At 68.4% G+C, this 13,032-nt stretch carries 12 protein-coding genes; 2 read left to right on the top strand and 10 right to left on the bottom strand.

Annotated features, from left to right (window positions below):
* Positions 1 to 4: 4 nt before the first annotated feature.
* The 9 genes from ACESLR_RS05250 to ACESLR_RS05210 form a co-directional block, all read right to left on the bottom strand.
* On the bottom strand, positions 5 to 1,114 hold the full coding sequence (locus ACESLR_RS05250) for an efflux RND transporter periplasmic adaptor subunit (RefSeq protein ID WP_373024692.1): 1,110 nt from the start codon (positions 1,112 to 1,114) through the stop codon (positions 5 to 7).
* A 61-nt stretch (positions 1,115 to 1,175) separates the two neighbouring features.
* The gene (locus ACESLR_RS05245; RefSeq protein WP_373024691.1) at positions 1,176 to 1,946 is read right to left on the bottom strand and encodes a TetR/AcrR family transcriptional regulator; all 771 of its coding nucleotides are present in this window, start codon (positions 1,944 to 1,946) and stop codon (positions 1,176 to 1,178) included.
* Positions 1,947 to 2,034: 88 nt separating this feature from the next.
* On the bottom strand, positions 2,035 to 2,709 hold the full coding sequence (locus tag ACESLR_RS05240) for a type 1 glutamine amidotransferase domain-containing protein (RefSeq protein ID WP_373024690.1): 675 nt from the start codon (positions 2,707 to 2,709) through the stop codon (positions 2,035 to 2,037).
* A gap of 174 nt (positions 2,710 to 2,883) precedes the next feature.
* Entirely contained in the window at positions 2,884 to 3,891 is a 1,008-nt protein-coding gene (locus tag ACESLR_RS05235) for an NAD-dependent epimerase (protein ID WP_373024689.1), read from the bottom strand.
* A gap of 4 nt (positions 3,892 to 3,895) precedes the next feature.
* The gene (minE, locus tag ACESLR_RS05230; RefSeq protein WP_024326288.1) at positions 3,896 to 4,153 is read right to left on the bottom strand and encodes a cell division topological specificity factor MinE; all 258 of its coding nucleotides are present in this window, start codon (positions 4,151 to 4,153) and stop codon (positions 3,896 to 3,898) included.
* A gap of 2 nt (positions 4,154 to 4,155) precedes the next feature.
* On the bottom strand, positions 4,156 to 4,965 hold the full coding sequence (gene minD, locus ACESLR_RS05225; RefSeq protein ID WP_024326289.1) for a septum site-determining protein MinD: 810 nt from the start codon (positions 4,963 to 4,965) through the stop codon (positions 4,156 to 4,158).
* Between the two features lie 101 nt (positions 4,966 to 5,066).
* Positions 5,067 to 5,837 carry a septum site-determining protein MinC gene (gene minC, locus ACESLR_RS05220; RefSeq protein ID WP_373024688.1) on the bottom strand — a complete coding sequence of 257 codons (771 nt, stop codon included), beginning with the start codon at positions 5,835 to 5,837 and terminating at the stop codon, positions 5,067 to 5,069.
* A 136-nt stretch (positions 5,838 to 5,973) separates the two neighbouring features.
* Positions 5,974 to 6,696, bottom strand: a complete 723-nt coding sequence (locus tag ACESLR_RS05215) for a DUF1295 domain-containing protein (protein ID WP_373024711.1) — start codon at positions 6,694 to 6,696, stop codon at positions 5,974 to 5,976.
* 54 nt (positions 6,697 to 6,750) lie between these two features.
* On the bottom strand, positions 6,751 to 7,788 hold the full coding sequence (locus ACESLR_RS05210) for an SAM-dependent methyltransferase (RefSeq protein WP_373024686.1): 1,038 nt from the start codon (positions 7,786 to 7,788) through the stop codon (positions 6,751 to 6,753).
* Positions 7,789 to 7,936: 148 nt separating this feature from the next.
* Here ACESLR_RS05210 and ACESLR_RS05205 point away from each other — a divergent pair, with 148 nt between their 5' ends.
* Both ACESLR_RS05205 and ACESLR_RS05200 read left to right on the top strand, forming a co-directional pair.
* On the top strand, positions 7,937 to 10,081 hold the full coding sequence (locus ACESLR_RS05205) for a DUF1631 family protein (protein ID WP_373024685.1): 2,145 nt from the start codon (positions 7,937 to 7,939) through the stop codon (positions 10,079 to 10,081).
* An 89-nt stretch (positions 10,082 to 10,170) separates the two neighbouring features.
* Positions 10,171 to 10,704: a lipocalin family protein gene (locus ACESLR_RS05200; protein WP_373024684.1), complete on the top strand. Its 534-nt coding sequence runs from the start codon at positions 10,171 to 10,173 to the stop codon at positions 10,702 to 10,704.
* Between the two features lie 9 nt (positions 10,705 to 10,713).
* Here ACESLR_RS05200 and ACESLR_RS05195 read toward each other — a convergent pair.
* Positions 10,714 to 13,032, bottom strand: a 2,319-nt coding sequence (locus ACESLR_RS05195; protein WP_373024683.1) for a hydantoinase B/oxoprolinase family protein, incomplete at its 5' end; no start/stop codon positions are given.

Genomic DNA, 13,032 nt, shown 5'->3' with positions numbered 1-13,032 from the left:
CCGCTCAGCGGTTGGCCGGGCGCGGGTCGCGCTCGGCATCGGGCTGGGCGTCCTCGGTAATCTCCACCGGGGTATCGTTCTGCAGCTTCAGCAGGCCGCTGGCGGCGATGCGTTCGCCCGGCTCCAGGCCGTCCAGGACCTGAACCAGGTCACCGCGACGCTCGCCGGTCTCGACCAGGCGCTGCTCCACCCGCAACTCGCCCTCGTCATCCTCCTCGATCACGAACACCGACTGCCCCCAGGGCGCGAAGCGGATTGCGGTCTGGGGCGCCACCACGATCTCCTCCGCATCCCCGCGATCCAGGGTTACACGGGCGAACTGCCCGGAACGCAGGCGGCCCTGCTCGTTCGCAAGAACGGCCTGCACGCGGAACATCCGCGAGGCTGCGCGCACCCGCGGCTCGATGGCGGTCACCTCGCCGCTGAACGCCTCGTCGAAGGCATCCACCTCCACGCTGACTTCCTGGCCCAAAGCAATCTCGCCCAATCGCCGCTCCGGCAGGGTGAAGTTCACGTACAGCGGCTGCAGGGCCTCCAGTACCACGATCGGTTCGCCCGGGCCGACGAACTGCCCGACGTTCACCTCGCGGATCCCCAGCTCCCCGGCAAACGGCGCACGCAGGCTTTTCTGTCGAATGCGGGCATCCTGGGCCTCCACCGAGGCCGCGGCCTGTTCCGCCTCCGCCACCCGGCGCTGGAACTCGGAATCGGAGATATCGTTACGCTCGATCAGGCCACGCGCCCGCTGCAGTTCGCGCTGGGCCAGGCGTTCGGCGGCGCGCAGGTTCTCCAGTTCGGCCTCGTCCAGGGTCGTGTCCAGGTCAACCAGGGGATCACCGGCCTCGACCCGGGCGCCATTCTCGAAATGGATGGCCTGCACGATGCCCTGCGCTTCCAGACTCAGGGTCGCGCCCTGCACCGCCGCCAGGCTGCCGATGGCGCGAACGCGGGGGGTCCAGGTATCGGTGGCGACCTCGGCGGCATTGATCGTCACCACCGGCTCCGGCATATCCTCGAAGTACTCCGCGATCTGCTGATCGACAAAGGCCTTGAAGCCGAAGATTCCGCCCAGTACGACCGCCACTGCCACCAGCATCAGGATCAACCGCTTCATCAATATCTCCCGGAGCCAACGGGGCCCTTGCCCGTCGGCGAATAAAGTTGAGAGGGACGGTCTAGTCCGCCACGGATCCTTCTTGACCGGCCTTCGCGTCGCCGATCCCGGCCTCCCGCAGCGCGGCGCGCACACGCTCGGTCTCTGCACGCACCACCGAGGGCTCGTCCGGATCCAGGCGGGGTTCCCAGCGCCAGCCCGTCATCAGCGCATGGAAGTGCCGGATCAGATGGTCATAGGGTCGATGGATGTCGTAGGCATCCAGCAGGCCCTGCGCATTGGCCAGGCTCTGCATCCCCACGTTGAGGGCCCAGGGCCCCAGCCCCATCTCCTCCTCGGATATCGCGCGCGCCGGCGGCAGGTCCCCGTGATTGCGCGCCTCGGCCACCACCGCGTGAACGGCCACGCTAATCGGCTGCCCGGCCTCCAGCAGGGCTGCGCGGCGCGGCACCGAGACATTCGCCCAGACCACTTCGGTCACCAGGTACTGGGTGAGGCGGTAGTAGTCCGGGTTGTGTGCGGCGAAATCGATGTCGGTCAGCACGATCGCCAGCATCCGCGAGCGTGTGCCAAGGTCAAGCGCCGGGATGGCACGGAACCGCGCCGCCCGCTCGCGCGTGGTACGCGTCGCCACGGCCGCCAGCAGATCCTCGCGGGAGTCGAAATGCTGGTAAAGCGTGCCCGTCGCGTACTCGCAGTCCGCCGCCAGCTTCGACATCTGCAGGCCCAGCAGGCCATCCTCGCGGATGCGCTCGTGCGCCCGTTCGATGAACAGCGCCTCGCGCGCCTCGCGCTCGCGCCTCCTGCGATCCTCGGTGCTCATGAGCGGCATCCTATCGAATCTGTGCCGGTTTTTGAATCCGATTCATCTTTCGGCACAGAAAAACCGTGGCCAGACTACCGGCACGGTTCCGGGTACTTCAGCCCGTCTCGCGCAGAAGCCGCACGATGGCGTCGGCGACGCTCTTGCTGGACTGTGGGTTCTGGCCGGTCACCAGCTTGCCGTCGATCACCACCTGATCGGCCCAGTCATCGGCGGTATCCACCTCGCCACCCAGTTCCTGCAGCTTGTCCTGCAGCAGGAACGGCATCGCACTGTCCAGCTGGACGGCCTTCTCCTCGCTGTTGGTGAAGGCCGCGACCTTGCGCCCCTTCACCGCGGAGCTGCCGTCGGCCAGCATCGCGCCCACCAGGCAGGCCGGCCCGTGGCAGACCGCCCCCACCACCTTGTCGTTTTCCATGAACTCCGCAACCAGGCGCTGCACATGCGGGTTGTCGGGCAGGTCGAACATGGTTCCGTGTCCGCCGGGGAAGAAGATCGCGGCGTAGGACCCATGGTTCATATCCGCATCCAGGCGGATGGTGTCATCCAGGGCCTCCTGCGCGGCAACGGCTGCGGGCCCGGCACGGCTGGCCTCCAAACTCTTCGGGTCCAGCGGAGCCGGCCCGCCCTTGGGGCTGGCGACCTTGACCTCGAAACCGGCCTTGCGGAAGCGATCATAGGGCTCCGCGAACTCGTCGAACCACACGCCGGTGGCCTGACCGGGGCCGATCTCGCCGTGACTGGTCACCACCATCAGAATTGTCTGGCTCATCCCGATACCTCCGTATGCATCCGTGTCTCCGGTGGACTCGCAGGCGCGCGACAGGTTCCGGGCCCCGGCCCGATTCACACACGGGGACCGGAACCGGCCCGGGTTGATGGCCAGGGTGCGGGACGGGTCAACGAAGGGCACACGGACCCGGCAACGGCTGCCGCCGGGGCTGAATCAGGCGTGGTAGTAGTCGCGATACCACTCGACGAAGCGGGCGATGCCGTCTTCCACGCGGGTGGCGGGGGCATAACCCACGTCCTGGCGCAGGGCCTCGACATCGGCATAGGTGTCCGGCACGTCCCCCGGCTGCAACGGCAGGAGGTTCTTCTCGGCCTTCTTGCCCAGGCAGTCCTCCAGCACCTCGATATAGCGCATCAGTTCCACCGGCTCCTGGTTGCCGATGTTGTACAGCCGGTAGGGAGCCGCACTGGTGGCGGAATCCGGCTCGGCCCCGCTCCAGTCCGGGTTGCGCGGGGCCACGTGGTCCAGGGTGTGGATCACGCCCTCGACGATGTCGTCGATGTAGGTGAAGTCGCGCCGGTGGTGGCCGTAGTTAAAGACGTCGATCGGCTCGCCCGCCAGGATCTTCCGGGTGAACATGAACAGCGCCATGTCCGGGCGGCCCCAGGGGCCGTAGACGGTGAAGAAGCGCAGCCCGGTCACCGGCAGGTCATAGAGATGGCTGTAGGTATGCGCCATCAGTTCGTTGGCCTTCTTGCTGGCGGCGTACAGGCTCAACGGGTGATCGACGTTGTCGTGCACCGAGAACGGCATGGTGGTGTTGGCGCCGTAGACCGAACTGGAGCTGGCAAAGACCAGGTGCTCGACGCCATTGTGCCGACAACCTTCCAGGATGTTGCCGAAGCCGACCAGGTTGGTATCGACGTAGGCCCCCGGGTTCTCCAGCGAGTAGCGCACCCCGGCCTGGGCCGCCAGGTTCACCACCCGCTGCGGGCGGTGCTCGCGGAATACCCGCTCCATCGCGGCGCGATCGGCGATGTCCTCGCGCACCTCGGTGTAGTTCGGGTGGTCCTGGGTGCGCGCCAGGCGCGCCTCCTTGAGCGATACGTCGTAGTAGTCGTTCAGATTGTCGACGCCGATCACCTCGTCGCCACGCTCCAGCAGGCGCAGGCTCAACGCGCTGCCGATAAAGCCGGCCGAGCCGGTCACAAGCACTTTCATCGCGCTAGTCCTTGTCGTCCGGCAGGGTGATATTCAGCTCGAGGACCTCGCAGTCCCCCTCGCGGTCAACGTTCATCTGCACGGCCTCGTCGTCCACCTGGACGTATTTGCGGATCACCTGCAGCAGTTCCTGCTGCATCGCCGGGAGGTAGTCGGGTCCGGAGCGCGCCGCGCGCTCGCGCGCCACGATGATCTGCAGACGCTCCTTGGCGACGCTGGCACTTTTCTGCCGCGGCTGACGGAAATAGTCGAAAATCCCCATGTTCAACCCTTGAACAGGCGCCCGAAGAAGCCCTTCTTCGGCACGTCCACAAAGCGCAGCGGGCGTTCCTCTCCCAGAAAGCGGTCCACCGCGTCCTGGTAGGCCTGCCCGGCGTCGGATTCCTCGTCCAGCACCACCGGCTGACCGGCGTTGGAGGCATTGAGCACCGCCTGGGATTCCGGAATCACGCCCAGAAGCTCGATCGCCAGGATCTCCCCGACGTCCTCGATGCTCAGCATCTCCCCGCGTTCGGCGCGCTCGGCGGAGTAGCGCGTCAGCAGCAGCTTCCCCTCGATCGGCTCGCCGCCCTGCTCCACCTTGCGCGTCTTGCTTGCGAGGATGCCGAGGATGCGATCGGAGTCGCGCACCGACGAGACCTCGGGGTTGGTCACCACGATCGCCTCGTCGGCAAAGTACGCGGCCATCAGCGCGCCACGCTCGATCCCCGCCGGGCTGTCGCAGACGATGAAGTCGAAATCCTCGGACAACTCGTTCAGTACGCGCTCCACGCCATCCTGGGTCAGGGCATCCTTGTCGCGCGTCTGGGAGGCCGGGAGGATGTACAGGTTGTCCACCCGCTTGTCGCGAATCAGTGCCTGCTTCAGGTTCGCATCGCCGTTGATCACGTTGACGAAGTCGTACACCACGCGCCGCTCGCAGCCCATGATCAGGTCGAGATTGCGCAGACCCACGTCAAAGTCGATCACGGCGGTCCGGTGACCGCGCAGGGCCAGGCCAGTGGCAATCGCGGCCGAGGTGGTGGTCTTGCCCACCCCGCCCTTGCCCGAGGTAATCACTACGATACGTGCCATGTTGGCTGCAGCTCCTTGTCGTCTTGCCGGTACCCGGCGGCGCCGGGAACAGGCGGACGGGTTCCTGTCATGTCGTGATCGGCCGCCCCGCGGGCCGCCGGTCAGATCTCCGCGATCTTGAGGCTTTCGCCGTCCAGTGTCACCAGCCGATTCTCGCCGCGTTCGGCTTCCGTGATGTCCTCGGCGATCCGGTAGTGCCCGGCGATGGACAGCAGCTCGGCGTCCAGCCGCCGGCAGAAGATACGCGCCGTCACCAGGCCGCGCACCCCGGCCAGCGCACGCCCTCTTAACGGCCCCAGCACGTGGATATGCCCGTCGGCCAGCAGTTCGGCTCCGGGCGAGACCGCGCCGGTCACGATCAGATCGCCACCACGGGCATAGATCTGCTGCCCGGAGCGCACCGGCTGGTCGACGATGCGGGTCGCGCTGTGAACGGCCGCCACCTCGGCCGGCGCGCTCTTCTCCTGCGCATCGGCCGCCCGGTCGGACGCCGGGGTCTCGTCCTCCAGCGGCACCTCGCCGGTGGGCGCGCCGCCGCGCCCGCCCAGTTGCAGCACCGGCAGGACATCGAACAGTTCGGCATAGCTCTGCAGCCGCTCGGCGGCCTCGCCCGCCTGCAGCCCGATCAGCTTGAAGCCCTCGGCGCGCACACGCTCGATCGTCGCCTGCAGGTCCGACTCCGGGCTCTCGGCCACCGCCTCCAGGTCGAGCACGATGGGCATGTCGCGCATCAGATCCGGGGCCTCCTCGCGGCGAGCGGCCAGCTCGCTGCCGAGGACCTCCGGGTCGGTCCGGTACACGCGCAGCACCGAGACCAGCATCATGCGCCCTTTCAGTTCAACGGCCTGGACGGAACTCGGGGTCGCACTCATCGGATCAATCGACTCGCTCGCGGTTACAGCTCGACGGAGGAAAGGCCCGGCCATTGAGCGGCCGGACGGGACGTGCGCTTTATAGCGCGGACGGGGAAAGCGCAGCAAGGGAAACGCGGCGCCAGCCGCCACTTGATCAGTCGCGCGGCGGGCCCGGAATCAGCGTGTTGGTGCGGCGCACGTAATCGGCATACCCCGGACGCGATTCGTGCAAACGGCGTTCCAGCAACGTGACGCCGGACACACGCAGGATCAGCAGGATCATCAGCACCGCCGAGGGGACGGCCCACCAGCCGCCCGCGGCCAGGGCCAGCAGCCCGAATCCGATCCAGACGACGATCTCGCCGAAGTAGTTGGGGTGGCGGCTGTAGCGCCACAGGCCGCGATCCATTACCTGCCCCCGGTTCGCGGGATCGGCCCGGAACCGCGCCATCTGCGCGTCGGCCACGGCCTCGAAGAACAGCCCGGTCGCCCAGACCACCAGCCCCGCAGCGGCCAGTGGCCACCGCAGCTCCTCGGCCTGAATCACGGCCAGCATGGGCAGGCCGATCACCGCCACCAGCGCCCCCTGCAGCCAGAAGATCGTCACCAGACTGCGCGCGGCGAAGGCACCGTCGCTGCGTCCAGTACGCATGTCGGTATAGCGCCCGTCCTCGCCATGCCCCCAGTTACGCCAGGTGATGAAGGCCGAAAGACGCAGGCCCCACAGCAGTACCGGGATCACGATCCACAGCGCCTGCAGGGGCCCGCCGGACAGCCCCCACCACACCAGCGTGACGAGCACGAAGCCACCACCCCAGAAGCGGTCCACCAGGCTCGCATCGCGGCGCGCCACGCTGGCCGCCCAGACCCCCGTCATCAGGGCCAGAGCCGCGGCCAGTCCGGCAAGAAACAGGAATCCGCCGCCCACGCGTCAGGCCTCCGGTCGCCGGAACAGGATGTGCGACACGAACCATTCGTTGCCGCCGCGATAGTCGAACAGCTCGGCACAGGCCATGTAGAACATGCGCCAGCGCTGGAACCACAGTGCGGCGTCCTGCTTGCCGTAGGTCTGTTCGAACAGCGGCATCAACTCGTCCCGCGCACGGTCCTGGCGTTCCAGCCAGGCATTCAGGGTACGCGCGTAGTGCCGGCCGTTGACCCGCCACTGGCGCACCACCCGCAGATCGTCCTGGAAGTGCCGCGCCAGGTCGTCCGCCGGCATCAGGCCGTCGCGGAAGAAATACTGTCCCATCCAGTCGTGGGCGCCCTCGCTCTCGAAGAAGTAGGCGAACTCGCGATGGGCGAAGACATGCATGAAGAACTGTCCGCCCGGTCGCAGCCAGATCGAAATGCGGCGCAGCAGCTCCGGCCAGTTGCGCATGTGCTCGAACATCTCCACCGAGACCACCCGGTCGAACCCGGCCTGCTCCGGCGCGAAGCTGTTCATGTCCGCCGTGACGATCGTCAGGTTGTCCAGTCCGCGCGCGTCCCGGCGAGCCTCGATCGACGCTCGCTGGGTCGCGGAATTCGATACCGAGACGATGCGCGACTGCGGATACTGCTCCGCCATCCACAGGGACAGCGACCCCCAGCCGCATCCCAGCTCCAGCACCTGCTGCCCGTTCTCGAGCCCCGCACGCTGGCAGGTCAGCTCCAGCATGGCGGCCTCGGCACCGCGCAGATCGTCCACACCCTCCGGCCACCACGCACAGGAGTATTTCAGCCACGGGCCCAGGCAGCGTTCGAAATACGCGGTGGGCACTTCGTAGTGCTGTTCGTTCGCCACCTCGGTGGACAGTGCCACGGGCGCGGACCGCATCGCCTCGATCAACGCATAGCGCCGCTCCATTGCCTCCTCGGCCGCGGCGCCGCTTTCGCGCAGCCGCTCCGCCAGCAGCCGCCGGATCCCCGCCCGGACAAGTGCATCCGGCATGCGCCCCTGTTCCGCCCACTCGATCATCCGCTGCATGCCGTGCGCCCCTCGCCTCTCGATGCTTCGTTGACCCGGGGATACACCGGCGGTTCCACGCCCGCCGCACGAACGCATACCCGGGATCCGGTGACACGCCGGCTCCCGGAGGTGCTAGATTGTGGGCTGGACCCGCTTTTGACCCATCATGGCGCAACTTCACCGAATTCCGGCCCGAACCCTGCATCGCGTCTGGGCGCCCTTCTCCAAGGGCGTCCAGACGCGTGTTGAAACCTTCCTGGGCGAGCTCGACGACCGCCTGATGGATGCCTCCGAGCGCGCGATCGACTCCCAACGGGCCGCCCAGAATCTGGCCCTGTCGCGGCAGATCCGGATGGCCAGCGCCGCCATCCTCCAGCATTTTCGTGACCGGCTTCACAATGCCGTCACGCCTGAAGAGGCGCCCGACGAAACCGCTGGCGAGATCGGACACGAACTGAGCCTGATGGACGCGGCCGACACCGAACGCGAGGTAGCCCTGCGCAAGCTGGTCACCGGTGCTCGCTCGGTCATGTCGGCCGAGATCGATGTCCTGGAGACGGTCACTCGCGACTACAAGCTGGCCTCCACACCCGAAGACGCCCCCTGGCACCCGCATGCACTGGGCGAGGCCTTCCTCGAGGCACTGGAGGCCGTGCCCCTGCCGCCGGAAGACTGCCTGATGCTGCTGCACTGGTTCGATCGCGACGTGATCCGCGAACTGCAGCCGGAGATGCAGGCCCTGCTGCAGGCCTTCCGGGATGCGGGGTTCACGGTGCCCGAGGCAGGTCCGGGCGCCCGCACCCAGCGGGGTGCGACCAGTGCGGCACCGCAAGGCGCGGCCGGAAGCGGTGGACCACCCCCCGCCGGCGGTGCCGCTCCGGCCGGCGCGGCGGGCAACTGGGGGCAGTTCGGCTATCAGGTCCCCGTCGCCGGGCAGGTCATCGCGAACGCCGGCACCGCTCCGGGCGCGGCCGGTGCCGGCGGATACGGCTCGGCGGGCGAGGCGGTCACGACCGTACTCAACAGTGCATCGCCCAGCACGCTGGAGCCCTTCGTCATGGATCTGCTGCAGGGTCTGTTCGACATGATCCTGAAGCGCGACGACCTCAACCCCGCCTTGCGCGAACCCCTGTCCGACCTGCAGCTCCCCCTGGTGCGCATCGCCATGCGCGAGACGCATTTCTTCCGCGACCGCGGCCACCCGGCCCGGCAGATGACCGGGTTGCTGCTGAATATCGCGCTGCGGATTGATCCCGATCTGCCACTGGAGGACGCCCGTCAGCTACCCCTCAGCCGCCTGGTCTTCGAGAACGTGGAACGGGTGCGCAACCAAGGCCTCGGCGACAGCGACGCCTTCGACCAGGCACTGAGCCGACTGCAGGACGACCTTGCCGAAGTCGAGGAGCAGATCGCCCATCAGGCGGCCAGCGAACAGGCCGAGGCACAACAGGAAGAACGCACGCTCGAGATCACCTACAACGTGGAATCCACGGTGGAACGAACCGTGATCTCCATGGGCCAGGACATCCCGGACGAGGCCCGCGAGCAGTTGATGGATGCCTGGGTGCCCCTGATGACCGCCCAGAAGACCGCCGAGGCACAAAGCGGTGATCCCGAAGAAGCGACCGAAGCGGCAGAGGCCGCCCCCGGCCCCGAGAGCACCAGCGACAACGACGGCATGGCCCTGCTGCACGAACTGCTGGCACTGATGCAGGCGGAACCGGACTTCCAGGCCTCGGCCCCGTTGCTGGCGCGCATCCGTGGTTTTCTCGATCGGGCCCCGTTGTCCAGGGAGGAACGCGCCCGCATCAAGCAGGACCTGGTCAGCGCCCACCTGGTCGCCGCCGGGAAGCGCCGCTCTGCACCCGCCGAAAGCACCTCTTCCGATACCGGTCCCGCCGCGGCGTCTCCCGACAAGGCGGGTTCCGCGGAAGAGCGCATGGAGAAGGCCCGAAAGCGGGCTGGCAACCGGTCGAGTTCCATGTTCGGCACCTCGCCGCGCCATCCCGACGACGATCCGTCGCTGATGCGTGACCACGACGACGAGCATGTCGAGCAGGCCGACAACCTCATCTCCGGCACCTGGATCCAGTTCACCTCCCCTGCCGGAACCAAGGTCACCCGGATGAAGCTGGTCTGGCGCGGCACGCATGCCGGACGCCTGCTGTTCACCGATGCTGCGGGACGGGCCAAGCGCCAGCACAGCATCCAGGGCCTGGCCCACGAGTTCCGCAGCGGGCGCGCACAGATCATCCCCGAGGATTCCCTGTTCGACCACCTGATGGACCAGCGCCTCGGCCAGACCACCTGAGGTCCGGCCGACCGGGAAATCCGAACCCCGGCCCGGACCTTTTTCCCCCGCCCGCGGTCCATCTCCCGACACCACTCGGAAAACAACCAATGACACGCTCACTGGCAGCCCTTTGCGCGGGCCTGGTACTGGGGATCCTGATGACCGGATGCAGCACCCCGCAGAAGATGCCCACCGTGGATCACGTGGACCTCGACCGCTACATGGGCGACTGGTACGTGATCGCCAACATCCCCACCTTCCTCGAGCGCGACGCCTACAACGCCCTGGAGCAGTACGCCCTGAACGAGGACGGCACTATTGCCACCACCTTCTCGTTCAACAAGGGCGGCTTCGACGGCCCGCGCCGCGAATACAACCCTACCGGCTTCGTGAAGAGCGAGGACAACGCGGAATGGGGCATGCGCTTCCTGTGGCCGTTCAAGGCCGAGTTCCTGATCGTCTACCTCGACGAGGACTACAGCCAGACCGTGATCGGCCGCAGCAAGCGCGACTACGTCTGGATCATGGCACGCCAGCCGCAGATGCCCGAGGACGACTACCAGGCCATCCTCGCCCGCCTCGACGACCTCGGCTACGACATCGACGCGATCCAGCGCGTCCCGCAGCGCTGGGACGACTGACCGTCGCGCTCAGGACTCGCCCGGCTCGGCATCCCCGGGCCGGCCATAGCCGCCCCCGCCGGGGGTGCGGATCTCCACCGCATCCCCGGGACCCACCGCGCGGCGGTCGCAGCCCGCCATCGGTTCACGGCTGCCATCGGCGCGCAGGATCACGTCCTCGCCCGGCGCTCCGGGCTCGCCCCCGGCCAGCCCGAACGGCGGCACGTGGCGCCGGTTGGCCAGCAACACCACCTCCATGGGCGCATCAAAGCCCAGCCGGCGAATCACACCATCGCCGCCGCGATACTCACCGCGACCACCGGAACCCCGGCGATAGCCGAACCGCTCCACGCGCACCGGGAAACGGCTCTCCAGGACCTCGGGGTCAGTCAGGCGCGAGTTGGTCATGTGCGTCTGTACGGCACTGGCCCCGTCGTAGCCGGGCCCGGCCCCGGCACCGCCGGCGATCGTCTCGTAGTACTGCCGCCCGGCATCGCCAAAGGTCAGGTTGTTCATCGTGCCCTGGGCAGCGGCCTGCACGCCCAGGGCCCCGAACAGCGCATCGGTGACCACCTGCGAGGTCTCGACGTTCCCGGCGACCACGGCGGCAGGCGGCAACGGATTCAGCAGGCAGCCCTCCGGGATCGCCAGCTCCACCGGCGCGAGGCAGCCATCGTTCAGCGGGATCGTGTCCTCCAGCAGCGTGCGCAGCACGTACAGCACCGCCGCCCGCACGATGGAGCCCGGGGCATTGAAATTGTCCTCGCGGGCCCGCGAGGTCCCCGCGAAGTCGATCCGCAGGCGGCGCGCCCCCGGATCGCGCGTGACGGCCACCCGAATCTCGGCGCCGTTGTCCAGCGCATAGCGGAACGTACCGCCCTCCAGACTCGGGATCAGCCGTTCGACCGCCTCGGTGGCATTGTCCTGGACGTGCTGCATATAGGCCGTGACGGTGGCCGCACCGTACTCGTCCAGCAGCCGGCCCAGCTCCTCCAGCCCCTTGCGATTGGCCGCCACCTGGGCCTCCAGGTCCGCCAGGTTCTGGTCCGGGTTGCGGGCTGGCCAGTCACCCGAGGCCAGGACCTCCCGCAGGCGCGACGTGGCAAAGCGCCCGTCGCGGACCAGCCGAGTCGGGGCGATCAGCACCCCCTCCTCCTCCAGCCGGCGGGAGAAGGCCGGCATGGAGCCCGGCGTAATGCCGCCGACGTCCGCGTGATGCCCGCGCGAGGCCACGAAGAACGCCGGGGCCGCCACCTTGGCCTCCGGGTCTTCGGTCACCACGCCGCCAGGCCCGACGAACACCGGCGTGACCACCGTGATGTCCGGCAGATGGGTGCCGCCGTTGTAGGGGTCGTTCAGCACCCAGGCATCCCCCGGACGCAGGTCGGCGCCGGCGGCCGCGACCACCGCGCGCACGCTGGCACCCATCGAACCCAGGTGCACCGGCATGTGCGGGGCGTTGGCCACCAGCTGGCCCCGGGCGTCGAACAACGCGCAGGAAAAATCCAGGCGCTCCTTGATATTCACCGAGTGGGCCGTGTTGCGCAGGGTAAAGCCCATCTGGTCGGCAATCGCCATAAAGCGGTGGTTGAAGACCTCCAGCAGGACCGGATCGCGCGGGATCGTGGCCGGATCGCCGGCAGCCGGCTGCCCGCGCCGGTCGGCGTCGGCCTCGCGCTCCAGGCGCAGCGTACCCTCGTGCTCGATGCAGCCGCGCCAGCCCGGCTCCAGCACCAGCGTCGCGGTGGCCTCGATCACCAGCGCCGGCCCCGCCAGGGTCATCCCCGGGGCCAGGTCCTCGCGCCGGTACAGCGGTACGTCGCGCCGCTCGCCCGCCACCACCAGCGTGACCGTATCCGCCTCGGGGGCGGGCACCTCGCGCGCCCCCTGTGTCGGGCCCGGCATGTCCGATGCCTCGTCTCCGGTGGCGATCGCCTCGGCCACCGCGACCGCCACCACCAGCGCGCGATCCGGCGGCGCGAAGCCGTAACGCCCGCGCCAGGCCGCGGCGAAGGCCTCCATCAGTGCCGCGGGCGAACCGGCCGGCACCTCCAGCGCGGTATCCGAGCCCGCCAGCCGCAGATGCAGGCGCCGCTCGATGCGCATGCCGTCCTCGGCCACGCCCTGCTCCGCCAGGGCCGCGGCTGCGGCTGCCGCCTGGTCCTCCAGGGCGGATTCGATCGCCTCGGCATGGGCCTCGTCCAGCGGCCATTCCAGGCTGCGTTCGCGCAGGGCGCGCAGCTCGCCCAACCCCATGCCATAGGCCGACAGCACCCCGCCCAGCGGATGGAACAGGATATGGCGCATCCCCAGCTGCTCCGCGACCCGGCAGGCATGCTGCCCCCCGGC

The organism is Thioalkalivibrio sp., from assembly GCF_041685615.1.
Lineage (GTDB): Bacteria > Pseudomonadota > Gammaproteobacteria > Ectothiorhodospirales > Ectothiorhodospiraceae > Thioalkalivibrio.
Note: the sequence above shows the minus strand (reverse complement) of the source record. Positions and strands in the feature narration are given on the sequence as shown.

Excerpts from the sequence above, each read along its gene's own strand:
- ACESLR_RS05250 (WP_373024692.1), bottom strand. The coding sequence starts at position 1,114 with ATGAAGCGGTTGATCCTGATGCTGGTGGCAGTGGCGGTCGTACTGGGC.
- ACESLR_RS05245 (WP_373024691.1), bottom strand. The coding sequence starts at position 1,946 with ATGCCGCTCATGAGCACCGAGGATCGCAGGAGGCGCGAGCGCGAGGCG.
- ACESLR_RS05240 (WP_373024690.1), bottom strand. The coding sequence starts at position 2,709 with ATGAGCCAGACAATTCTGATGGTGGTGACCAGTCACGGCGAGATCGGC.
- ACESLR_RS05235 (WP_373024689.1), bottom strand. The coding sequence starts at position 3,891 with ATGAAAGTGCTTGTGACCGGCTCGGCCGGCTTTATCGGCAGCGCGTTG.
- minE (WP_024326288.1), bottom strand. The coding sequence starts at position 4,153 with ATGGGGATTTTCGACTATTTCCGTCAGCCGCGGCAGAAAAGTGCCAGC.
- minD (WP_024326289.1), bottom strand. The coding sequence starts at position 4,965 with ATGGCACGTATCGTAGTGATTACCTCGGGCAAGGGCGGGGTGGGCAAG.
- minC (WP_373024688.1), bottom strand. The coding sequence starts at position 5,837 with ATGAGTGCGACCCCGAGTTCCGTCCAGGCCGTTGAACTGAAAGGGCGC.
- ACESLR_RS05215 (WP_373024711.1), bottom strand. The coding sequence starts at position 6,696 with ATGACGGGGGTCTGGGCGGCCAGCGTGGCGCGCCGCGATGCGAGCCTG.
- ACESLR_RS05210 (WP_373024686.1), bottom strand. The coding sequence starts at position 7,788 with ATGCAGCGGATGATCGAGTGGGCGGAACAGGGGCGCATGCCGGATGCA.
- ACESLR_RS05205 (WP_373024685.1), top strand. The coding sequence starts at position 7,937 with ATGGCGCAACTTCACCGAATTCCGGCCCGAACCCTGCATCGCGTCTGG.
- ACESLR_RS05200 (WP_373024684.1), top strand. The coding sequence starts at position 10,171 with ATGACACGCTCACTGGCAGCCCTTTGCGCGGGCCTGGTACTGGGGATC.